This is a genomic window from Shewanella colwelliana (assembly GCF_001735525.1).
Classification (GTDB): Bacteria; Pseudomonadota; Gammaproteobacteria; order Enterobacterales; family Shewanellaceae; genus Shewanella; species Shewanella colwelliana.
On the sequence record NZ_MCBT01000023.1, the window covers coordinates 23,318 to 44,491 of the forward strand.

Annotated in this window: 24 protein-coding genes; 10 read left to right on the forward strand and 14 right to left on the reverse strand. The window is 46.4% G+C overall.

From position 1 onward, the window contains the following. Positions 1 to 8: 8 nt before the first annotated feature. Positions 9 to 611, reverse strand: a complete 603-nt coding sequence (locus BEL05_RS08480; RefSeq protein WP_028764383.1) for a YhgN family NAAT transporter — start codon at positions 609 to 611, stop codon at positions 9 to 11. Positions 612 to 845: 234 nt separating this feature from the next. Between BEL05_RS08480 and BEL05_RS08485 the strand changes: the two genes are divergently transcribed. Both BEL05_RS08485 and BEL05_RS08490 read left to right on the forward strand, forming a co-directional pair. Then, positions 846 to 2,429, forward strand: a complete 1,584-nt coding sequence (locus tag BEL05_RS08485) for a hypothetical protein (protein ID WP_028764382.1) — start codon at positions 846 to 848, stop codon at positions 2,427 to 2,429. A 98-nt stretch (positions 2,430 to 2,527) separates the two neighbouring features. Next, entirely contained in the window at positions 2,528 to 3,286 is a 759-nt protein-coding gene (locus tag BEL05_RS08490) for an NRDE family protein (protein WP_069670893.1), read from the forward strand. On the opposite strand, the gene BEL05_RS08495 is transcribed toward BEL05_RS08490, so the two are convergent. Further along, complete coding sequence (locus tag BEL05_RS08495; protein WP_028764380.1) at positions 3,283 to 3,705, reverse strand: YybH family protein; 423 nt, start codon at positions 3,703 to 3,705, stop codon at positions 3,283 to 3,285. The genes BEL05_RS08490 and BEL05_RS08495 overlap by 4 nt on opposite strands. A gap of 111 nt (positions 3,706 to 3,816) precedes the next feature. Here BEL05_RS08495 and BEL05_RS08500 point away from each other — a divergent pair, with 111 nt between their 5' ends. Together BEL05_RS08500 and BEL05_RS08505 are read left to right on the forward strand one after the other, a co-directional pair. Then, positions 3,817 to 4,368, forward strand: a complete 552-nt coding sequence (locus tag BEL05_RS08500) for a lysophospholipid acyltransferase family protein (RefSeq protein WP_069670894.1) — start codon at positions 3,817 to 3,819, stop codon at positions 4,366 to 4,368. Between the two features lie 82 nt (positions 4,369 to 4,450). Beyond that, positions 4,451 to 5,074 carry a LysE family translocator gene (locus BEL05_RS08505; protein ID WP_028764378.1) on the forward strand — a complete coding sequence of 208 codons (624 nt, stop codon included), beginning with the start codon at positions 4,451 to 4,453 and terminating at the stop codon, positions 5,072 to 5,074. 129 nt (positions 5,075 to 5,203) lie between these two features. Here the strand turns inward: BEL05_RS08505 and BEL05_RS08510 are convergent, their stop codons facing one another. Beyond that, the gene (locus BEL05_RS08510; protein ID WP_028764377.1) at positions 5,204 to 6,454 is read right to left on the reverse strand and encodes a mechanosensitive ion channel family protein; all 1,251 of its coding nucleotides are present in this window, start codon (positions 6,452 to 6,454) and stop codon (positions 5,204 to 5,206) included. A gap of 177 nt (positions 6,455 to 6,631) precedes the next feature. Between BEL05_RS08510 and BEL05_RS08515 the strand changes: the two genes are divergently transcribed. Both BEL05_RS08515 and BEL05_RS08520 read left to right on the forward strand, forming a co-directional pair. After that, entirely contained in the window at positions 6,632 to 7,168 is a 537-nt protein-coding gene (locus tag BEL05_RS08515) for a hypothetical protein (protein ID WP_028764376.1), read from the forward strand. Positions 7,169 to 7,268: 100 nt separating this feature from the next. After that, the gene (locus tag BEL05_RS08520) at positions 7,269 to 7,910 is read left to right on the forward strand and encodes a DUF3157 family protein (protein WP_069670895.1); all 642 of its coding nucleotides are present in this window, start codon (positions 7,269 to 7,271) and stop codon (positions 7,908 to 7,910) included. Between the two features lie 52 nt (positions 7,911 to 7,962). Here the strand turns inward: BEL05_RS08520 and BEL05_RS08525 are convergent, their stop codons facing one another. From BEL05_RS08525 to hutC, 4 genes are all read right to left on the reverse strand, one after another. Then, positions 7,963 to 8,424, reverse strand: a complete 462-nt coding sequence (locus BEL05_RS08525; RefSeq protein WP_069670896.1) for a PaaI family thioesterase — start codon at positions 8,422 to 8,424, stop codon at positions 7,963 to 7,965. A gap of 170 nt (positions 8,425 to 8,594) precedes the next feature. Then, positions 8,595 to 10,127, reverse strand: a complete 1,533-nt coding sequence (gene hutH / locus BEL05_RS08530) for a histidine ammonia-lyase (RefSeq protein WP_069670897.1) — start codon at positions 10,125 to 10,127, stop codon at positions 8,595 to 8,597. Between the two features lie 3 nt (positions 10,128 to 10,130). Further along, positions 10,131 to 11,801 carry a urocanate hydratase gene (gene hutU, locus BEL05_RS08535; protein ID WP_069670898.1) on the reverse strand — a complete coding sequence of 557 codons (1,671 nt, stop codon included), beginning with the start codon at positions 11,799 to 11,801 and terminating at the stop codon, positions 10,131 to 10,133. Positions 11,802 to 11,926: 125 nt separating this feature from the next. Further along, positions 11,927 to 12,634, reverse strand: coding sequence for a histidine utilization transcriptional repressor HutC (gene hutC, locus BEL05_RS08540; RefSeq protein ID WP_028764371.1), 708 nt, complete (start codon positions 12,632 to 12,634; stop codon positions 11,927 to 11,929). Positions 12,635 to 12,820: 186 nt separating this feature from the next. On the opposite strand from hutC, the gene hutI reads away from it, so the two are divergent. Then, a complete protein-coding gene (gene hutI / locus BEL05_RS08545; RefSeq protein WP_028764370.1) occupies positions 12,821 to 14,047 on the forward strand; it encodes an imidazolonepropionase in 1,227 nt (408 codons plus the stop codon). A gap of 179 nt (positions 14,048 to 14,226) precedes the next feature. Here hutI and BEL05_RS20730 read toward each other — a convergent pair whose 3' ends face one another. The 5 genes from BEL05_RS20730 to BEL05_RS08565 all read right to left on the reverse strand — a co-directional run bounded on the left by BEL05_RS20730 (position 14,227) and on the right by BEL05_RS08565 (position 17,621). Further along, positions 14,227 to 14,634: a GFA family protein gene (locus BEL05_RS20730; protein ID WP_081730715.1), complete on the reverse strand. Its 408-nt coding sequence runs from the start codon at positions 14,632 to 14,634 to the stop codon at positions 14,227 to 14,229. Between the two features lie 39 nt (positions 14,635 to 14,673). Further along, the gene (locus tag BEL05_RS08550) at positions 14,674 to 14,973 is read right to left on the reverse strand and encodes a hypothetical protein (RefSeq protein WP_028764369.1); all 300 of its coding nucleotides are present in this window, start codon (positions 14,971 to 14,973) and stop codon (positions 14,674 to 14,676) included. Positions 14,974 to 15,062: 89 nt separating this feature from the next. Beyond that, a complete protein-coding gene (locus BEL05_RS21195) occupies positions 15,063 to 15,296 on the reverse strand; it encodes a GDCCVxC domain-containing (seleno)protein (protein ID WP_081730714.1) in 234 nt (77 codons plus the stop codon). A gap of 236 nt (positions 15,297 to 15,532) precedes the next feature. Continuing rightward, positions 15,533 to 16,705 carry an alpha/beta hydrolase-fold protein gene (locus BEL05_RS08560; protein WP_069670899.1) on the reverse strand — a complete coding sequence of 391 codons (1,173 nt, stop codon included), beginning with the start codon at positions 16,703 to 16,705 and terminating at the stop codon, positions 15,533 to 15,535. A gap of 109 nt (positions 16,706 to 16,814) precedes the next feature. After that, positions 16,815 to 17,621, reverse strand: a complete 807-nt coding sequence (locus BEL05_RS08565; protein ID WP_245686965.1) for a tetratricopeptide repeat protein — start codon at positions 17,619 to 17,621, stop codon at positions 16,815 to 16,817. Positions 17,622 to 17,862: 241 nt separating this feature from the next. Here BEL05_RS08565 and mtnC point away from each other — a divergent pair, with 241 nt between their 5' ends. Both mtnC and BEL05_RS08575 read left to right on the forward strand, forming a co-directional pair. Continuing rightward, positions 17,863 to 18,540, forward strand: coding sequence for an acireductone synthase (gene mtnC, locus BEL05_RS08570; protein WP_069670901.1), 678 nt, complete (start codon positions 17,863 to 17,865; stop codon positions 18,538 to 18,540). Positions 18,541 to 18,681: 141 nt separating this feature from the next. Then, positions 18,682 to 19,110 (forward strand): acyl-CoA thioesterase, encoded by a 429-nt coding sequence (locus tag BEL05_RS08575; protein WP_069670902.1) that lies wholly within the window; start codon positions 18,682 to 18,684, stop codon positions 19,108 to 19,110. A gap of 35 nt (positions 19,111 to 19,145) precedes the next feature. Here BEL05_RS08575 and BEL05_RS08580 read toward each other — a convergent pair whose 3' ends face one another. Further along, the gene (locus BEL05_RS08580) at positions 19,146 to 20,114 is read right to left on the reverse strand and encodes a Solitary outer membrane autotransporter beta-barrel domain (protein WP_245686966.1); all 969 of its coding nucleotides are present in this window, start codon (positions 20,112 to 20,114) and stop codon (positions 19,146 to 19,148) included. A gap of 222 nt (positions 20,115 to 20,336) precedes the next feature. On the opposite strand from BEL05_RS08580, the gene BEL05_RS08585 reads away from it, so the two are divergent. Further along, the gene (locus BEL05_RS08585) at positions 20,337 to 20,582 is read left to right on the forward strand and encodes a GNAT family N-acetyltransferase (protein WP_028764362.1); all 246 of its coding nucleotides are present in this window, start codon (positions 20,337 to 20,339) and stop codon (positions 20,580 to 20,582) included. Positions 20,583 to 20,625: 43 nt separating this feature from the next. Here the strand turns inward: BEL05_RS08585 and BEL05_RS08590 are convergent, their stop codons facing one another. Continuing rightward, positions 20,626 to 21,030 (reverse strand): acyl-CoA thioesterase, encoded by a 405-nt coding sequence (locus tag BEL05_RS08590; RefSeq protein ID WP_069670904.1) that lies wholly within the window; start codon positions 21,028 to 21,030, stop codon positions 20,626 to 20,628. Positions 21,031 to 21,174: the final 144 nt, after the last annotated feature.

A 21,174-nucleotide genomic window follows, 5' to 3' on the forward strand; every position in this document is an offset into this window, starting at 1 on the left:
AATACCGATCAGTTCACCTGACCCGTATGCGCAATATAGTTAGCAACACCATCAAGGAACATCTGCACAGAAATCATTACCAGTACCATCCCCATCAGCCTTTCTACCGCGGTGAGGCCTTTCTCACCAAGCAGTTTAGTAAACACCTTATAGAAGAGCAAAATCACCGCACTCGCGCCCCAGGCCGCCAATAACGCAATCGTCCAGTCCACCATGCGGGTACTGTCGGTATGGGCTAATAGGATCAATGCCGCCAATACCGAAGGGCCAGCCATTAAAGGAATCGCCATCGGAACGATAAACGGCTCCTCACCTGCGGCCAAACCAACAACGCCGCCAGGCTGTGGGAAAATCATTCGAATCGCAATAAGGAACAAGATAATGCCACCAGCAATACTGACCGACTCAGATCGCAAATTCAAAAAATTAAGGATTGCTTCACCAGCAAATAGAAATAGCAGCATGATCCCCAACGCAAACAACAACTCGCGAATCAGTACTCTGCGTCTCTTTTTAGGATCGATATGGCGCAATATTGAAGCGAAAATTGGCAGATTCCCTAAGGGATCCATAATTAAAAACAACATAACGGCGGCTGAAAAAATATCCATAACTCAATGATCTTCTAATGAAGTAGACCTATATTGTATAACGTATTTTCAATAGTATTCAGCAAATAACATAACAAAATCCCAGCTAATGGCGTAAAACCTCACAAACTTGCCAATTTCCTACAGTTCATGAAGGAGTGTAAATATCATCCCTCCTTGACGCTAATTATTCGATTGGTGTCAATAACACTGATATACTAGCTGGCTTTCTAGGCTCCCTTGTTAACACTATCTATGTACTATCTCATCGCCAGTTGTATTGCGCTGTTGCTTGGCCCGGTTTTTTATCGGTTCTTTACCACAGGTACTGGCCTACAAAAAGGCTTAGACGGCTTTATATTCGTCTCGCTTGGCGGCTTAGTGTTGATCCACATTCTTCCTGAACTGCTGGAACATGGGGGCTTTCTTGCCATTGTCTTTGTGATCATAGGCTTATGGGGCCCCACGATCAGTGAACGTCTATTTCATCGCTATTCTGAAGTCACCCACAATCTCACCCTAACCTTAGGGATTACGGGCTTACTGCTGCACACTATTACCGATGGCGGCGCTATGGTATTGGCTCAACAAGATGGCAATTCGGCGCTACTGGCGCTAGGTGTCATACTGCACCGACTTCCCGTCGGTTTAGCGATTTGGTGGCTACTAAAGCCACAGGTGGGAAGCCGGTGGGCAATGACAGTCTTAGTGGGGATGATGCTACTTACAGGCGCTGGCTACTTTGCTGGTGAGCAACTTTTAGCTCATTTAAGCCTAGATAAAACAGTTTATTTACAAGCGTTTGTCACAGGTTCCATTTTACATGTGGTACTGCACCAACCCCATGGCAATAGCTTGAATGATGTCCAAGGTAAGTATGAATATCAAGCTGGCATCGGAAGCCTGCTGGGTATCGCCTTGCTATTTGTCCTGCTAATCATGGACTCTGGCGGTCATGAACATCATGATCATAGCCACACAACAGAGCAGCTAATAGCATGGTTACTCACCTTAGGTCCTGTATTGCTACTCAGTTATGCCATAGCTAGCTTACGCTTCAAACTCGGCCTGTCACCGCATAATAAGGGATTGGCACAGCGTTGGTTACAACGGTTAGCTGGCCCAGAAGCCCTTGTGATCACCTTGCTACTCCTGGGCCCCAGCATTGCCATTATTCAGTTAATCGGCGTAACGCTTGTGGGACTATTGCTCACATTGATTAAGGTCGAACCGACCGATCCTCATCTCAACCTGCCAGAATCAGCCTTCCGATTTGGCTTTGCCCACTTGGTCGATAGAAGTGCACCATGGATAATTTTGAGCCTTATTCTGGCCAACCTTATTGGCCACCCATCAGTACCACTGTCTAACCCAATGGTACAAGTGGCTGTGTTGCTGGTGCTTTTTCTACCAATGCGCTTTTGTAATCTAGGAGGAGCGGTTCTCGCCCTATCACTGGCATACAGCGGTTGGAGTATTGAGGCTGTCATGGTGGCATTGATTGCCGCGCCCATTTTCAACCTGGCGCAACTCAAACTCATGAGTTGGATGCAGCGAGTAATGTTGTCGGGAGTCATACTTATCTGCCTGCTGGGCACCCAATGGCTTATTCCGCAATGGCACACCATTATTGCACTGCCGCAAGAGCTGAACATCGCCGCCTTAGCTGCCATAGCCCTGCTATTTGCGAGCAGTCTATTGCGCTTAGGGCCGCGTAAATTTATGGCGCGTATCATGCTTTGGAAACCGAAAGGGCACCACCATGATCACGATAGGCCATCACACCATCACGAGCCCGCTGTAACAGGCGAAGTGCACAAGCATAAACATCATCATTAGATAGCTTTTATTTTGGATGACGGCTAAGTTAAACCTATTAAATAAGATCAACGTTTTATTCATCGAACTGATATAGAACTGACTTTAAGGCTTAGCCCATGTGCATTCTATTCGTGGCCATTGAGGCCCACCCCGATTACCCAGTGATCATTTGCGCTAATCGTGATGAGTTTCATCTCCGGCCTACTGAACCCGCTCATTTTTGGCCACCTGAAAACAATCTATTAGCGGGCAGAGATCTCGAAGCAGGAGGCTCTTGGCTCGGCATTAATCGTCAGGGATATATTGCAGGCCTAACCAATATCCGCGCCCCCGAGTTACACAAACCAGATATGCGCAGCCGCGGTGAATTGGTCGTCAATGCCCTATCCGATCCAGCATCGACTACAGTGGGCTGGTTGCGAGAACATGGTCACCAATATAACCCTTTCAATCTGCTTTTTGGCCACCAGCATGAACTTTACTGCTATCACAGTATTAGCAAAGAGGTAAAACGATTAACCCCTGGATTTCATGCGATCAGCAATGGTGCATTAGATGATATCTGGCCCAAAATGGCCAAAGGAACCCAAGCATTAGAACACTATTTATCTCACCAGCAGCCAGATATTGATGCGCTACTTGCCATCATGACAGATCAAACACAAGCACAAGATAGCGAACTACCACAAACCGGAGTGGCGCTAGAGTGGGAGCGGCAACTTTCTTCAATCTATATTAAACACCTAGAATACGGAACCCGCTCCACCTCCATTATCTTGCAAGATCAGCAAGGAAACATCAGTTTTACCGAAGTACGCTATGACGGCAAAGGCAGAAATTTAGGCAAGCAGAGCTTTAAATTTTCAACCGCCTAATCGGAAGTATGGTCATGAGTGATTACCCACTTATCATCAACCTTCTCAACCAACAGGGTAAACACGCCATTAGGATTGTCTTTTACCCGCTTTAATTCCCAACGCCCCACCACAATAGCGGCATAGTTACTTAGCATTTTGGTTTCATTGATGCTGAAACTCAACACCCCTAAGGCTTCTTTATTAGGGTAGTTTTTCTTATAAGCGGCTAGCGTTTCTTCCCAGCCATAACGAAATTTTTTTCCTGAAACAAAACGCACTTTTTCATCATGCCAATAGCCTTGCATGTAGGCATCTAAATCTCCTCGGTTCCACGCATCCTGCTGCTCAGATAAAACTTGTGCAATATCATCCGTCGGCACAGCTTGCACCTGAAATGCTGCAATCAGCAACAGGGCTATCAATCCATTTTTTACCATCTTGTACTCCAAAGGGAGAAATTAAGGTGTAGTATATAATAATCGCTAAGGCATTATCCTTTAAACAAAAACTAGCCTAAAGCACATGATTATCTAATTCGAGTTTAACTTATGTTTCAAACTTTTTGTAAAGCCATACTAAAAATAGCCGGCTGGAAAATTGACGGCGCCATGCCTGCTATTGCGCAATACCTGGTCATTGTTGGTCCCCATACCAGTAATTGGGACTTCATTGTTGGCGTACTCGCGCGCGGAGCCTTGGGAGACAAGATTCACTTCCTCGGCAAGCATCAGCTGTTTATCCCGCCCTGGGGCTGGTTTTTCAAAGCTATTGGTGGAACCCCCGTGGATAGACGTAAAAATAACAACCTCGTTGACGCTGTTGCCCAGTTGTTCCAAAGCGATCCAGAGTTCAAACTAGCTTTAGCCCCAGAAGGCACTCGTAGCCCAGTTGAACGTTGGAAAACAGGCTTTTATCATATTGCCAACACCGCCAACGTCCCAATCGTCACTGTTGCACTAAATTTTGGTTCAAAGACAGTGATGATCCCAAAGCCGATAGAAGTTACAGGTAATATCGAAGCTGATATGTCACATATTCTCGCCTTCTATCGCACAATCAAAGGTCGTCACCCTAAGGTCATCCCTAACTACAAAGCATAGAGCGGCTTGACGGTGCGATTGCCAAAACTTGCCGCACTGGTTATAGTGCGGCAACCTAGAACTTTGTATACAATTTTCAATCATGACGCTTGATATCTGGCTTTTATACCTGTTTGCCATCCTCTTAATTGCCATCTCCCCCGGGACAATGGCGGTACTCTCAATGAGCCACGGCATCCATTTTGGTAAAACTCGCAGTCTGGCAACGGCACTGGGCAGCGTCACATCGGCACTGTTACTGATGTTTGCCTCAGCTGCGGGATTAGGCGCGCTGCTTAGCGCCACTGAATATGGGTTTACCATTTTAAAATACTGCGGCGCGGCGTATTTACTGTATCTGGGTATCAAGTTACTACTGACCAAAGCCTCTGCTCAAGGGTTAGATCTGCAACATATTCGAGGCAAAGGTTCGCCAAAACAGATGTTTAAGCAGGCATTTATGGTTGGGATCAGTAACCCCAAGGATCTACTGTTCTTCGCTGCATTATTTCCTCAGTTTATTGATGTGACCGCTCCCCAAGGACCCCAACTTGCGATATTGGCACTTACTTGGGCTATCGTGGATTTTAGCTTTGTGATGATCTATGCCAGCATGGCAAATGTGCTAGCACCAGCCCTTAAGTCAAGCAATAAACTGCATTGGTTTGACAGAACCAGTGGCGGCGTATTTATCACACTTGCCGCGATATTAGTAACGAGAGAATAGCTGACTTTAAAGACTGGTGGACTATCAGGTGTAAAGTGCCCGAAAGTTCAAAGGTTTGAGGAATGTTAAAACCGCTTATGCCAACCTCAAACCTGAGTTGTCTGTGATGTTACTTTGCAGTAACTTTGTTCACCCCTTTAAACTACGAATGTCCGCCCCCGATGGTGCTTGGAATGCACGCAAACCAAACTCGGGCAATATTGCATAAACATGATCAAAGATATCCGCCTGAATATCTTCGTAAAAAGCCCAACGTATATCGTTGGTAAAAATATAGATCTCTATCGGCAAGCCTTCTGTTGTTGGTGCCAACTGCCGCACTAGCAGGGTCATCTCTTGATGCACCTTAGGATGATTACGCATATATTCCAGCAGATATGCCCTAAAGGTGCCCACATTGGTTAAATGCCGACTATTGACTGGCATGTCGCCGTCTTGGACTTTGGCATTGAACTCAGCAATCTCAACCCGCTTTCTTTCTAAGTAAGCCTTAATGTAGTTGATCTTACCCAGATGTTGCTTCTGCTCAGCAGTTAAAAATCCAATTGATGAGATATCAATATTGATCGCACGCTTTATTCGCCGTCCCCCCGACTCCGACATACCGCGCCAGTTTTTAAAGGCGTCCGATACTAAAGCATAAGCGGGGATCATCGTGATGGTTTGGTCCCAGTTACGAACTTTCACCGTAGTCAGGGATACCTCTTCAACGGCACCGTCAGCACCATACTTGTCCATCTGAATCCAGTCACCAGGGCTCACCATGCGGTTTGCCGCCAATTGAATTCCGGCCACAAAGCCCAAAATGGTGTCTTTAAACACCAACATCACTAAACCAGTGGCCACACCTAAGCCGCTAAGGAAATAGACAGGAGACTGTTCGGCCAACACCGAGATTGAAATAATGATGGCAACAAAGAACATAAATAGCTTAAACAGCTGCACAAAGCTCTTGATGGGCAAACGCCGACTGACTAAGTTCACATCGGCAATTTCATTGGCCGCATCCAGTGCACTGTATACGCCGCGGACAAACAAAATCACAATCAAGACATCAAGCAGACGATCAGCCAAGCTGCTCACAAGGGGATGTTCGGTCAAGGCTAGCGGCAAAATGATATTAAGAATCAGCGCGGGAACAAGTTTAGCGAACTTCTCCAGCACTCGATGTTTCATAAAGATATCGTCCCAGCTCACACGAGAACGCTGGATCACCACATTCATAGCGCTCACCACGCCACGTTTAACCAGCACATAACCGATAAAAGCAACCAGCAGGCAACCCAATACCATGATCCCAGTGGAGACACCATCATCAGGACTGGCAATACCAACGCTTGTTAGCCAATGGGACACTTGTGAGCGTAGTTCTTGATCCAAAATATCTCTCCTCTGTGCAATCACTCAAGTATGCAAACCAGACTTAACAACCTCAATTAACCATACCAACAAATAAACTACAAACATCTATTTTTAAAGGTAATTAAGCACTAATCATTGACTGTAATATAAAGATTAACAACAATCCATTTCTAACCATTGATAATTGAGATGACCATGTCTAAACGTCTGCTTGCTTGTGCCATGTTACTAATGAGTACCAACTTACACGCAGCCAATGAAGCTCAAGATGACACTTTCAAACTTGCGCCCACAATGACAATCAGTGTCGACTATGTTCCTGCTAGCAATGATATGTATGGTATCACCCTAGCACCTTATCACTATGACAGAGATTATAGTGACTGGGGCTACTACATTGGTTACGCACGCAGCAAAGATGAAACCTTCGAGGTGGAAGAACCCGGTGAAGCCTTCACACGGGAAACCTTGTGGCGTTTTGGTTTAAGCTACAGCCTCACTCGCCACTTCAGTGTTTATGGTGGCGCCAGCGTGTACATCGCCGAACTTCACTCCACCACCAATATCATGCCACTATGCACCGACTGCAAACCAGTATGGGAAAAAGATGATGATAAAAACTGGGGTGGAGAAGTGGGCCTTCGCTACATGACAGACATGGGGCTAATGATTGGCGCTGGGTATAACACGGCCACCGAGTCTGCGGTGATCAGCATTGGCTTTGCTATGTAAACCAACACCTTGATGAGTTTGGTGTTAATTGACTTACCTAGTGTTAATTTTACTTAAGTTTGTCTATGCTAGGTCAATCATCTCCAACAGGTCATAAACCATGCACAGAACACTGCTAACTTATCTAGCCATCACACTGATGCTCTTTAGCGTGTCAGCTTATTCGGCAGAAATCACCCCTGAAAAAGTCGCCATTGTCACCCTAGAAGACGGTACAAAAATTCAAATCAATGATGACTTCACTTGGGAATATGTTTTTCTAGAAAGTCAGACACCTACCAATAACCTAGAGGCAACCTCAGTAGCAACCAGTGCTTCAGTTATTGCAACAACCGAGCAAAACAGTGCTACGGCACCCGTCGTTGCCGATACCCTAACCGCCAGCGCAATGAAACAAGCAACCTTGCTCAAGTCTACCGCAAAGAATGGGGTCAAAGTCAGCTTCCTAGACAGTCAATGGGATGATAAAAATCGCCTAGGTTTAACCTTTGAGTTATCCAGTAATAGCCCTGAGCACTACGTCGTTATTGAACTCGAAATCGGCCTTTTTTCAGATTCGAGATCACTGATAAAGAAAGAAACCGTCAAGGTATGGAAAGCGATATTTAGAATGCCCGAATCCTACCTACGTAAAGGCCAGGTAAGAGAAAGCCGCGTATTTTGGATTGATGGTATAGATAAGCAGCAGTGGAATAAACAGCTGATGACACTCAAGGTCACCGAGATGGATTCACGGATGTAATCTCGTCTCAGTGTTCAGCGACAAATAAGAGCAGGCTCTTCTCTGCTCTTTTTTATGCTTCAATCATCATACTCGCAGGCATCTTCACTGCCACCATATGCCCTTTGGCGCAGGTAACACCAGCAGCGATAAGGCTGATATCTAACACCACTTTTTTAGGTTTAATCTCGCGGATGACGCCGCGCAGTTCCAACTCTATCCCCATAGGGGTCGGCGCTAGATAATCAATGTTCAGTGCTGCGGTGACAAACCTTGGTGGCTCTTGAGAACCATCGCAAAATGCCCTTGCTGCAGCAGCGCTAGCACTACCAGTTCCGTGACAATCGATTAACGATGCAATCAGTCCGCCGTAAACAAAACCAGGAATGGCGGTATGGAAAGACTTAGGGGTGAAAAGCGCGATGGTTTCATCGTCATCCCAGTAACTTTTTAGCTGATGACCATGAGGATTATTTCTGCCGCAACCATAACAGTGACTGAGATCTTCTGGATATAAATCTTGGAATGCTTGCATTGCCTAGCCTTAGTTAGGATTAACTATCTTCAACTCATCAAACTACGCTATTACACATCTCTCGTTTCAACAACAGCGACATTCGACCTAAGACTAAAGCCTACGGATTAAGCCTGAATACAAAAAAGGGCCCTTAAGCCCTTTTATAAATCCGCTGTATCTGCTGATGCTTAAAAGCTTGGCAAGATATCTGCTGGCAAATATGCATTAAAACTAGCTGTGATCAGTAGATCGGTAGCAGCTTCGATATCTGGGCCAAAGAAACGGTCCTTATCGTAGTAGGTTACCAGTTCACGTAGCTCAGCTTTGGCTTTAGCAACAGCCACTGCAGGTTGCAGAGGACGACGGAAATCCAGGCCCTGCGCTGCAGCGAGTAGCTCAACCGCCAATACACCACGAGTGTTTTCAGACATATCACGCAGACGACGGGCCGCAAAAGTGGCCATAGACACATGATCTTCTTGGTTCGCAGAGGTTGGCAAGCTATCCACTGACGCAGGATGTGCGTAAGTCTTGTTCTCAGAAGCCAATGCCGCAGCCGTTACCTGAGCAATCATAAAGCCTGAGTTTACGCCGCCATTCTCAACGAGGAATGGAGGCAGCTTTGACAAGTTTGAGTCAATTAGCAGTGCAATACGGCGCTCGGCGATAGAGCCAAGCTCGGCAATCGCTATTGCTAAGTTGTCTGCGGCCATCGCCACTGGCTCTGCGTGGAAGTTACCGCCAGAGATAATGTCACCCGTATCTTGGAACACTAGAGGGTTATCCGTTACTCCGTTAGCCTCAGTGCCTAATACCTCAGCCGCATGGCGGATTTGCGTCAAACATGCTCCCAGAACCTGCGGCTGACAGCGCAATGAGTATGGATCTTGAACCTTCTCACAGTTTACATGATCGAGACTGATCTCTGACTCATCACCCAATAGGTGACGGAACACGGCAGCCGAATCGATTTGACCTTTTTGGCCGCGTGCAGCATGAATACGCGGATCAAACGGACTGCGACTTCCCATGGCGGCCTCTACGCTCATGGCGCCGATCACTGAACTTGCTGCAAACAGATCTTCTGCATTAAACAAGCCTTCAAGTGCCAATGCGGTTGAGGCCTGGGTACCGTTCAGCAACGCTAAGCCCTCTTTAGCTGCGAGCTCTAATGGTTTAAGGCCAGCAATTTCAAGGCCTTCTGCCGCTGAAATTAGCTGACCTTTATAGCTCATTTCACCTTCGGCAAGTAGCGGTAAACACATGTGTGACAGTGGTGCTAAGTCGCCCGATGCCCCGACAGAGCCTTTCTCTGGAACGCAAGGGTAGACCTCTGCATTGACCAAGGCGATAAGGAAGTTAATCACCTCAAGACGAATGCCTGAGAAGCCACGGCTTAGCGAATTGATCTTCAATACCATCATCAAACGCACGGTCGCGTCTTGCATATACTGGCCTGTGCCTGCTGCGTGCGACAATACAATTGAGCGCTGCAACAGTTGCAGGTCGTCGGTGCCTATTTTGGTATTGGCCAGTAAACCAAAACCGGTATTGATACCGTAAACGGTGCGACCTTCATCTAACACTTGCTGTACTAAGCCTGCACTGGTATTGATGTCGGCAATGGCACTAGGGCATAGCTCAAGGCTCACTTTGCTACGACTAATTTCGCGTAACTGTTGCAGGCTAAGAGTGCCTGGTTTTAATATTAAATGACTCATCTTCTACTTCTCCAGCATCGGCAGGTCTAGACCCTGCTCTTTTGCACAGTCTTTTGCAATATCGTATCCAGCATCGGCATGGCGCATGACGCCCGTTGCAGGGTCATTCCACAGTACACGCCCTAACCGCTCTGCGGCATCATCACTGCCATCAGCCACAATCACGACACCCGAGTGCTGGCTAAAGCCCATGCCCACGCCACCGCCATGATGCAAAGACACCCAAGTAGCACCGCTGGCCGTATTGAGCAGCGCATTCATTAGTGGCCAATCAGACACAGCATCAGAACCATCAAGCATTGACTCTGTTTCACGATTAGGACTAGCAACAGAGCCTGAATCTAAGTGATCGCGACCAATCACAACTGGCGCTGATAACTCACCATTTTTAACCATCTCGTTAAAGGCTAGCGCTAAACGCGCGCGATCTTTTAGCCCTACCCAACAGATACGTGCAGGCAAGCCTTGGAATGCAATGCGCTCACGTGCCATATCTAACCAGTTGTGCAGATGTGGATTATCAGGAATAAGCTCTTTGACCTTAGCGTCAGTCTTATAGATATCTTCAGGATCGCCAGATAGAGCAACCCAGCGGAATGGGCCAATTCCTTCGCAGAACAAAGGACGCACATAGGCAGGCACAAATCCGGGGAAATCAAATGCGTTTGCAACACCCTCTTCAAACGCCATCTGACGAATATTATTACCATAGTCGGTAGTGGCAGCGCCTGCGGCTTGCAGCGCTAGCATCGCCTTAACCTGCACAGCCATCGATTGCTTAGCTGCTTTAACCACAGCCGCTTCATCGGTCTTACGCATCTCAACCGCTTGCGCTAAGGTCCAGCCTTGTGGCAAGTATCCGTTGAGTGGATCGTGTGCTGAGGTTTGGTCGGTCACCACATCAGGGGTAATACCGCGCTCAACCAATTCGGCAAACACATCCGCCGCGTTGGCCAACAAGCCAACAGACACAGGAGTGCCCGCTTTGTTAGCGTCATCAATCATGGCTAACGCTTCATCCAAGCTAGTGGCCTTTTTATCCACATAGCGGGTACGCAAACGGAAATCGATACGAGTTTCGTCCACTTCACAAGCAAGCACTGAGTAACCCGCCATGGTACCAGCAAGAGGTTGCGCGCCGCCCATGCCACCGAGTCCACCCGTTAAGATCCACTTACCCTTTGAATCACCACCAAAGTGCTGCTTAGCCATGGCAACAAATGTTTCGTAGGTGCCCTGCACAATGCCTTGCGTACCAATGTAAATCCAAGAGCCTGCCGTCATCTGGCCGTACATGGCCAAACCTTTCTTATCTAACTCGTTAAAGTGTTCCCAATTAGCCCAATGTGGCACTAGATTTGAGTTAGCAATGATCACTCGAGGAGCATTGTTGTGGGTCTTAAATACGCCCACAGGCTTACCAGACTGTACCAACAGGGTTTCGTCATCGTCTAAGCGCTGTAGGACTTCAACAATCTTGTCGTAACACTGCCAATCACGCGCCGCTCGACCAATACCGCCGTAGACTACAAGGTCTTCTGGACGCTCAGCCACATCAGGGTGAAGGTTATTCATCAACATACGCATCGCAGCTTCAGTGAGCCAACTTTTACAGCTCAGAGTTGTGCCATGTGGGGCGATGATGCGACGGCTGGGGTCGTGTCTCTTATCCATTGTTGCTTACCTCAATTTGTTTTATCTAATCGATTTAACTCAATTTTTATCGTTATTTTTGCTTCAACCTGTCACCACTAGGGTTTATGGGAAACAGGTCGTTCCCGTAAAGTGTTTGATATGCACTAGCGATTGAAGGTCAAATGACCGCCAAGTCGGAAACGGCTACCAGGGTGAATCAGACGTGCAAAGCTCACCACCCCTTGGCGTGACCAAGTACGGCGTAAAATTTGTAGACAGGGCTCGCTCGCCTCAATCTGTAACTGTTGCTGCTGCTCATTATCTGCGACAACCGCCTCAATGGTATGGCGCGCCTCCGTTAACGGTGCGACAAAGGAGAGATACTCGTGAGGCGTTTGCAAACTAAAATCTTGTTTAAGGTAATCGGGCACCAATTGCGGGTTCACAAAGCGCTCTTCAAGCTGCAAGGGTAACTCTTGCTCACAATGCACCAGCACAGAGTAAAATACAGGGCTCCCCTCTTCGAGCCCTAAAGCAATAGCAATCTGGGCTGTGGCGCTTGTTTGAGTTAACCCTAACTGCCTCACACTGTAGCCATGACCGCGGTCCTTAATTTCATCGGCAATATTACGGATCGCCATCATCGATGACTGTGATTTTAGCCCCGCAACAAAGGTTCCTAACCCTTGAGAGCGCTCGAGCACACCGGTTTCGGCCAACTCAGTCAGTGCCCGCCTTGCTGTCATACGGCTACACTCAAACAGTTCTGCTAATTGGTTTTCAGAGGGAACCCGGCTATGTTCTTGCCATGCTCCCGACTCAACCTTAGTCAAAATAAACTGCTTAATTTCAGCAAACTTGGGCGTAGCCATCTAAGCTCCTTAACGCTTACTAGCCGTTCTCAATGTTAAGATGGCACATCAAAGAACAGCGATATCACTTTTCAAAGGGTAAAAATTACCGCTATAATCCTAGCTTGTATATACAAGTAAATACAAGCTAGCTCACATAAATATTTTGCCATTAGCACCATAAGTGCCCGCAAAGAGGGAAATTAGATGTCTTGGGATCAGGTTTGGATTGACGTTAACGTAGCAACAATGGACCCTTCTATTTCAGCGCCTTACGGTGCTATTACTGATGCGGCCGTTGCGGTACAAGCGGGAAAAATTGCGTGGATTGGCCCGCGTAGCGAGCTGCCGCAGTTTGATGTATTGTCAACGCCAGTTTACAGAGGCAAAGGCGGTTGGCTAACCCCAGGTCTCATTGATGCTCACACCCATCTAGTGTTTGCAGGCAACCGTGCTAATGAATTTGAACTGCGTCTACAAGGTGCCAGTTATGAAGAGATTGCTCGTGCTGGCGGCGGTATTATTTCAACAGTAAAAGCCTGCCGCGAAGCCTCAGAAGCGGAGCTATTTGAGCTAGGTAGACAGCGTCTAAATGCGCTGGCAAAAGAGGGCGTCACCACAGTTGAAATCAAATCAGGTTATGGCCTAGATACCGAAACAGAGCTCAAACTACTGCGGGTCGCCCGAGAGCTTGGCAAACATCACCATGTGGATGTAAAAACCACTTTTTTAGGCGCCCACGCGATTCCACCAGAGTATAAAGATAACAGCGATGCTTATGTCGACTTAGTAATAGATGAGATGCTGCCGGCGGTGATCAGTGAAAATCTTGCCGATGCCGCCGATGTTTTTTGTGAAAATATCGCCTTTAGCCTAGCGCAAACGGAACGCGTATTAAGCGCCGCCAAAAAAGCGGGACTGGATATCAAACTCCATGCAGAGCAGCTATCTAACTTAGGGGGGTCTGCTATGGCGGCCAAACTGGGGGCTAAGTCGGTGGATCATGTTGAGTATTTAGACGAAGCGGGTGTCAAAGCGCTGAGTGAAAGCGGCACCTGTGCCACCCTGCTCCCTGGCGCATACTATTTCCTCCGCGAAACCCAGATGCCCCCCATCGACTTACTGCGAAAATATCAAGTGCCTATGGTACTTGCCAGCGACTACAACCCCGGCTCATCGCCGCTCTGTTCTAGCCTATTGATGCTCAACATGGGTTGTACTCTGTTTCGCTTAACGCCAGAAGAGGCTATCGCAGGTATGACACGCAACGCGGCTAAGGCACTGGGCATTGAAGAGAGTGTAGGCGTATTGCGCGCAGGCATGCAGGCGGACTTCTGTCATTGGGATGTCACGACCCCAGCCGCACTCGCCTACAGTTATGGGGTCGATGTGTGTAAGGATGTGGTGAAAGCTGGCAAATTGGTTCATCAATAGTCTGTATTTAGCCAAAGCGAAGTGGTTGCACATCGTTTTGGCTTGTTTACCCGAAAGGAATTTGATACTTAGCCTGCATAGTTAACAACCATGGATTTATGGTGATCGATCGCTTGCGACAGCCGATTATAGCAGAGGAAGAGTGTGATTTATCGTCGCTCTCAACAACTAATGAATGACTACTTTCTGCTTGGCTCAAATGTCTCATAACGCGGTAAGTTGGCGTCCAAATCATCCCAGCTTGCTTTTGAAGTAACGAAATTATGAGATGCTGGCTTTTCAGAGATATCTGAGTCAAGTATGCCCAAACGTATCCTTAGTCGACTGGGATCTTGTTTATTACTGCTGAAAACAGGTGACCCACACCGACGACAGAAATGTCGGTTACGACCAGGCTTAAATGAAAATGTTGTCAGGCTCTCTGCTCCTGCCACAATTTCAAAGTCAGCACGGTTAATAAAACCATTAGTCGCGTACGCTGTACCACTATTTTTCCGACATAAAGAGCAGTGACAATGGATAATATCCGTTATCGGCCCATTCACTTTAATCGATATTTCGCCACAAAGGCATTGACCTAGGTACATAATTTACTCGCACCGTTATGAAATGGGGTAAAGTTCAGCTTAACGACGCAGCAGCTCAAGCCACTCATCGGCAAATGCCAAAATAAATTTATAGGAGTTGTCATCTGACAGAGTGATTTTAATGGCATCTGTGGTCACAGGAATAAAACCGCCACCCGTCGCCACGCATTTATCGACTTTAGATACCGATTGCCTATCGATCTTATAGGGGCCTAAGCCAAACTCTGTGTTGTAAGGCTCAAAATGGATATTACTTTCAGTGATCCAAAACTTACCATCTGCACGTGCGACGCCATTTTGAATAGTGGCATTTGACGACTTAATCACGGTTTGTTGCATGGCTTCCCCTCCATAGGAAAGATTAAAGTAGCAGGTAAAAATTATAAAACTCGCTAACAGAAATCAATAGGCCAAGCTTAAAAAGGTACTTATTGCTTAGTGGCATTAGCTTTACAACAATCACCACCTTGTTGAATGGGTGGACACTTGACTGTGCCGTAGGAGCAAAACACGCAGCAGTCGCCAGCCAGTGGCTTAAGTATTTGATGACAGCCTTTGCATTCATAGAAGAACTGACACGCATCGGTTGGCATGTTTTCTTTTTGCTGATGTCCGCAGTGAGGGCACCTGATTTGAGAAACTAACAAAATAGTATTAACCATGACGCTAACAATCCAACAGTGGCTAAACAGTCACTCAAATTTACGCCTACTGACGCTGAATTAACAGGGGCTTAGGTCACAAAGCCCTTTGCCTCCCATGCAATGCATTAGCGATTTTGTTTTCGCAATAGCCCTGTCATAACAACAGGGACATCATAGGTCTTTCATCTCATCCGTAAACGAACCACATTGGCGATAGCGTCTCAAAACACTATCTTCAATGATAAGATTAACGATCACAGCGCCTTTTTAGCTTCAAAAGCGGCCAGGTTCTGAGAATATTTACGAGTCCAGAACGGATGGTCTGTATGTTCTAGCGCGAGCTTCTCGTGTTTAATCGCCTTGTCGAACTGCTTCATCTTGCCATAGGCACCAGCTAACGCATCGTGAGCAGTGTGAGAGTTAGGGTTAGCGCTGACAGCCGCCTGATAAACCACTAAACCTTTCGCCTCATTTTTAGCAAACTCCGCTTCGGCTAAAGCTATCAGCGACTCAGTAGAAGGAACATCGAAGCCATACTTCTCCTCTGACAGGTAACGATAGTGCGCGATAATGGCATCACTTCCCCGCTTGGAGATCGCAGAGTCTGCACTCAAGACTTGATGATAGTCATTGAATAACCGCTCTATACCATAAGCGGTAGCCAATATCGGCTGCGTCATATAGTAACTGCCATCGAAGCGCTTAATTTGATAATCCAACGTCTTAGTGGCATTGGTCGTTAAGACTTGCTCCATTAAGGCAAAGTCAGCCAACTGGCTTTTCTCAAAGTCGCTATCACTGGTACTCATCAGCAGAAAACGCGGTCTACCCTGCATCGCAGCCAACTTTTTGGGTGCATCTTTTATCACATAGGCAAAGTCTTGGCTCAACACAGGACTAGCCGCAAAGTAAGCATTAAACAGCCCTGGTCGGTTAATTAAGGTATAAAGCACTAACCCTGCATTACCGGTAAAACCATTAAAGATGCGAAAACCATTGGTGCGATAGTTGGCATCGATAGCTGGCAACAATGCTTGTTGCATAAAGTCGAGTAACTGAGTATCGCCCTGCTCTTCGATCGCTGCGGTTTTCATATTACCGAGCGGTTCACTGCCATCTGGCGCGGTAACAATAATCGTTTCAAGCCATGGCCAAGCGCCGTTGTGACTCATCCAATCATGCATACCATCAAGATAAGCGCGACTGCGAGGATGAAAGTCAAACAACACCACATAACCCTGATCACTGTTATGGCTATAGTTAGGCGGGAGTGTGACCGTAAACTCTATAGGCTGCACCGAATAGCGCGAGGTCACCTTCAGGGTTTCAATGTGGTTGCTCTCATCAACGTTCGCCGCCAGAGCCAAACTTAAAGGCCCCATGGAAACGAGCATGACGATCAAACTCTGTCGTATTTTTTTTATCATATTTTCCCTGCTCACCGTTTTTATTTTTCCATTGATTCTTGCATAACAACATATGAGTACTAGGTTAGGGATGATAGCGATTCCCCCCCAAAAAATTAATACTCATTGACTACCAAGTTGACATCAAGAAGTCTCTAATTCGCTCTTTATCGGTTTCAGTGTTACAAGCGATCATCTCGCCACAGGTTCTGCCGCGCAGTGACGTACCTGTACCATTTGCTCCATCCGGCACACCATTTCGCATTATTGAGATATGATAACTAAATACCTCCTCAAGGCTCAGCCCCTGAACCTCGATAACCTCCATCTCATCGATAGGAGCCGCAATGCTCTGTTTTTTATGCTTAACCGTGTTTGCAGCCAATACCTGAGACGCTAACGCGACGTCACTCGCCTCAGCCAATAACATCATCGTTGGCGGGTACTCAGCCTCATAGGCTTTAGTGAGATATTCCTTCGACTTTTCAGCATCTTTTTCAACTAAATCACCCTCTAAATAGAGCATCCCTAAGAGATGAGTAGCCTCACTCAGATCGGCTCTATTTGCTGAACGAAGATAGCGCATCGCCTTATCAACATCTTGCTCTTCTGTATCCTGAAGATAGATAATCGCCGCTTTATATTGCGCAAAAGGATTACCTAACCTCGCAGCACGGCGATACCACTTTGTGGCCAAACGCATATCAATATTTGCACCATAACCCACACGATACATCTCCGCTAACGTATACATGGCATCAGAATGACCATAACGGGACAAGGTTTTGTATTCTTTAAATTTTTTACTGCACTCAGTGCTATCACAAGCGGATAAGTGCATAGGCAGAGATTTAACCGACGGTTTTGCGGCTAAAGGCAATACAAGACTGCCGATGATGAGTATCAGTAAAACGGTGATGATTTTTGAGACGTTCATTGTCAATTTCCATCCTTTGAATATATGACGAGAACGTGCAAGTATGATATTTCTACAGAATCCCGTCAATAATGGTTAATATTCGTCCTTTTAGTCGTTTGATTGCAAAGTTGTCAGCTAAGCAGCCCATCGCAACATTAGTGGTGATAATTCACTAGCCAACGGGGGCAATACAGCTTAGGATCTGGAGTGTAAATTAAGCTATCATTTTTAGTAATGCATTGTGGAGTAAGCCAACGTTATGGGTATTCGAGCCATTGTTGTAGATACAGCAGGTACAACAACCGACCTAAACTTTATTCAGGACACCCTTTTCCCTTATTCGGCAAAGGCTCTCCCTGATTTTATTAAAGAAAATCAAAGCAATGTATTAGTCGACAACTGCATCTGTGATGTGCGTGATATCGCATTAGAGCCAGAAGCGTCACTCGACCGAGTCATAGAGATCCTGCAACAATGGGTGGCCGAAGACCGTAAGGCGACACCACTGAAAACCCTGCAAGGCTTAATCTGGAAACAAGGTTATGCCAAAGGTGAATTTAAAGGGCATATCTTCCCGGATTTTATCGAAGCAGTGAAAGGCTTTAAAGCTCACAATGTACGTCTATATAGCTTCTCTTCAGGGTCAGTTGATGCGCAGAAACTGTTATTTAGTCACAGTGACGGTGGCGACTTAACTCAATACTTCGACGGCCATTTCGATACCCGTACAGGTAATAAGCTGTTCAAGCAGGCATACAGCAACATCATCAACACCATCAGCTTAGCGCCCAAACAAGTGCTGTTTATCTCTGATGTCATTGAAGAGCTAAAAGCAGCGGAGCAAGCAGGTCTTCGTACACTACAGATGGTCCGTGAAACCACTCAGCGTACTGGCGACTTCAAACAGATCACCAGCTTTGACGAATTAGAGATCTAGCCGTTAAGTTAGCCCTCTCCCAAAAGGCACCTTAAGGTGTCTTTTTTGATCCAGCAGTTGCCTCTTGTTGCTACATAGTCATGCTGTTATGCTCAATCAAACAAGTGTTTAAATTTAAAAGAGCAAAAGGAAGTGATCCCTGTGGAAAAATTTATCCAACAATACCCAATCCATACTTCTATCTCGGTTGCTTGGGGGGAAATGGACGCCCTACAGCACGTCAACAATGTGGTCTATTTTCGCTACTTTGAAACAGCACGCATCGATTTTTTTAACCGCTTTTTTCCGCTCGATGAGATGTATAAATCAGGCCTAGGTCCAGTGATCAGCGAAAATAGCGCCCGTTATAAAAGACCGGTCACCTTCCCCGATACACTGCATGTTGGTGTGAGTGTTAGTGATATTCAAAGCGACCGTTTTACCATGCACTATCAAGTTTTTAGTGAGCAGCAGCAAGCTGTCACCACAGTCGGTTCATCAGTGGCTGTCATGTTTAATTTCAAAACTAAAACCAAGGCAGAATTAACGCCAGAACTACTCGCCGTTTTACACGATCATCAAGCAAAATAGCCTAAAAGAACAAAGCTGGGTGGTGGAAAAGTGAATCAGAGCTCCTCATTGAGCAATAACACAATGCCACCACCACTAAGGCCGCTATTGATATTAAGCGTAATTCCCACGCCAATATTGTCTAGCCAAGAGGATAGCGATGGCGTTTCAATTATCCAGCCTGCACCGAGTTCATAATAGTCGCGAGTCCCCATTGGGTCGACCACATCACCTGTCAGATCAACCCGCTTAATCAGCATGCGCAGTTCATTTCGGTTATCCCATGCATTAGGCAGCTGATAATGAAATACAAAAGCGTTACTAAAACGCCCAACTTGGGGCGAAACCGCTTGAGCACCGTCATCTGTAAACACTGTGCGCCCAACAGCGTAACGTAGTGAACTAATAAACTCCCATTTGTGCCCATACCATTGACTGGCATAGGTTAACTCCGCATTGGGATCAAACATAAGTGCGCCATAGCTGGTATTAACAAAGGCGTTGTCAATAAGGCTACTGAAGCTTTCGAGAAGGGGATCTTGATATTTTAAGCTGTTTTCCAACCATAGAAACTGACCACCTAAACCCAAAGCTAGATTCCAGTTTTGATTGATCTTATATTTCCAACGATACTCTCCCGCCAGAAGGTAACTCGTGTCTTCTAACGGGCTTTGAAGTGTTCTATCGTCAATCCCCTCGATACTGTCAGTCGCACTCACATAAGAAAATCGTACGCCAACAGATCTAGTCCATTGTGGTGTCAGCTGTACGTCATCGCTTTCCCAAGGAACTGTGTAACTCTTTAGCTGGCTGCGCCGACGTAAGGTCTCTTCATCACCAACATTGATATCGCCTATCTCACTCAAGTCGACTAAAGAGTTAGGGTTAAAATCGACAATCCCTAACGAAATAAGGTTGGCATCGGTTAACACTATAGTGCTGGTGATGTCGCCCTTAACTTTAGCCTCAATCACATGACGCAAATCCGTATCGACAGCGTGTACTTTAGTGCCTACACCAGCCAAACAAAGCGCCATGGTAAGAGACGGGAGATAACGAGCCCTAAAAAAATGGTTACATCTATTTTTCAACACCGATACTGACCCAACTAAAAAGTGAAAAAATTATAATCTATCTGCGCCATAGCAGTCCGGTCGACGCAAGGTAGCCCCAAAATATAGCCATAGCTAACCGCAAGCAAAAACTGTTATAACAGAGACAATACTCAATCGGAGTGATAAAACCTTATGACAGAAATAGCCATTAAACATCAAGCTGAACAGCAGCAGTTTGTTATCGAAATCGACAATAATCAAGCTGTATTAGAATATGGCTTGCAAGGTGATCATGTTGATTTTTCACGCACGTATGTTCCCGAGGCCTTACGCGGTAAAGGGTTAGCAGAGCGTTTAGTCAGGCACGGGTTACTCTGGGCAAAAGCGCAGCAATACCAAATAACCGCAAGCTGCTGGTATGTAAAGAAATTTCTTTAAGGCTTATTTAACGTCAACTTAGATTAAATAAGCCCTATTCAGGCTACCCGCCAGTTAGGTGCAACAGAGCCTGTTTGACCACATCTGCAATCGGGACGCTTTTTTCCACAGCATAATCATAATGCACCAGCGTCGTCTTAGCTTCAGCGGTCATTTTGCCAGTTTGCCAACTCTGCTGCGCGACTTCAAAACTGCTACTACCCACTCGACTTATCCAGGTTTTAACCTCTACGGGTTTACCGTAGTTAGTCGGCGCGGTATAGGCAATCGTAAAACCAGCGACAATGAGGTTCCACTCGGCCAGATTAAGGCTGGGATTGAAGATCTCAAACACGGGCTCACGCGCCGCCTCAAACCATACGGGGATGACGGTGTTATTGATGTGACCTAGGCCATCGGTTTCATTGAATCGTGGTTGAATAGCTAAGGTAAAAAAGGTCTGCGACACGGGAAGTTCCTTTATCGATTATCGTTTTATTATTGTGCTGCTGACGGTAACTGAGAACAGAAATGGATGCAACAGGACTCCACATTGGTAAAACAGCTCAATAAAAAAGGAACGTAAATACGTCCCTTTTTCTAATCAGTTACC

Excerpts from the sequence above, each read along its gene's own strand:
- BEL05_RS08495 (WP_028764380.1), bottom strand. The coding sequence starts at position 3,705 with ATGGTAAAAAATGGATTGATAGCCCTGTTGCTGATTGCAGCATTTCAG.
- BEL05_RS08565 (WP_245686965.1), bottom strand. The coding sequence starts at position 17,621 with ATGAACGTCTCAAAAATCATCACCGTTTTACTGATACTCATCATCGGC.
- BEL05_RS08480 (WP_028764383.1), bottom strand. The coding sequence starts at position 611 with ATGGATATTTTTTCAGCCGCCGTTATGTTGTTTTTAATTATGGATCCC.
- BEL05_RS21195 (WP_081730714.1), bottom strand. The coding sequence starts at position 15,296 with ATGGTTAATACTATTTTGTTAGTTTCTCAAATCAGGTGCCCTCACTGC.
- BEL05_RS08560 (WP_069670899.1), bottom strand. The coding sequence starts at position 16,705 with ATGATAAAAAAAATACGACAGAGTTTGATCGTCATGCTCGTTTCCATG.
- BEL05_RS08525 (WP_069670896.1), bottom strand. The coding sequence starts at position 8,424 with ATGCAAGCATTCCAAGATTTATATCCAGAAGATCTCAGTCACTGTTAT.
- BEL05_RS08505 (WP_028764378.1), top strand. The coding sequence starts at position 4,451 with ATGACGCTTGATATCTGGCTTTTATACCTGTTTGCCATCCTCTTAATT.
- hutI (WP_028764370.1), top strand. The coding sequence starts at position 12,821 with ATGTCTTGGGATCAGGTTTGGATTGACGTTAACGTAGCAACAATGGAC.
- BEL05_RS08585 (WP_028764362.1), top strand. The coding sequence starts at position 20,337 with ATGACAGAAATAGCCATTAAACATCAAGCTGAACAGCAGCAGTTTGTT.
- BEL05_RS20730 (WP_081730715.1), bottom strand. The coding sequence starts at position 14,634 with ATGTACCTAGGTCAATGCCTTTGTGGCGAAATATCGATTAAAGTGAAT.
- BEL05_RS08550 (WP_028764369.1), bottom strand. The coding sequence starts at position 14,973 with ATGCAACAAACCGTGATTAAGTCGTCAAATGCCACTATTCAAAATGGC.
- BEL05_RS08515 (WP_028764376.1), top strand. The coding sequence starts at position 6,632 with ATGTCTAAACGTCTGCTTGCTTGTGCCATGTTACTAATGAGTACCAAC.
- hutC (WP_028764371.1), bottom strand. The coding sequence starts at position 12,634 with ATGGCTACGCCCAAGTTTGCTGAAATTAAGCAGTTTATTTTGACTAAG.
- BEL05_RS08490 (WP_069670893.1), top strand. The coding sequence starts at position 2,528 with ATGTGCATTCTATTCGTGGCCATTGAGGCCCACCCCGATTACCCAGTG.
- hutU (WP_069670898.1), bottom strand. The coding sequence starts at position 11,801 with ATGGATAAGAGACACGACCCCAGCCGTCGCATCATCGCCCCACATGGC.
- BEL05_RS08500 (WP_069670894.1), top strand. The coding sequence starts at position 3,817 with ATGTTTCAAACTTTTTGTAAAGCCATACTAAAAATAGCCGGCTGGAAA.
- mtnC (WP_069670901.1), top strand. The coding sequence starts at position 17,863 with ATGGGTATTCGAGCCATTGTTGTAGATACAGCAGGTACAACAACCGAC.
- BEL05_RS08520 (WP_069670895.1), top strand. The coding sequence starts at position 7,269 with ATGCACAGAACACTGCTAACTTATCTAGCCATCACACTGATGCTCTTT.
- BEL05_RS08485 (WP_028764382.1), top strand. The coding sequence starts at position 846 with ATGTACTATCTCATCGCCAGTTGTATTGCGCTGTTGCTTGGCCCGGTT.
- hutH (WP_069670897.1), bottom strand. The coding sequence starts at position 10,127 with ATGAGTCATTTAATATTAAAACCAGGCACTCTTAGCCTGCAACAGTTA.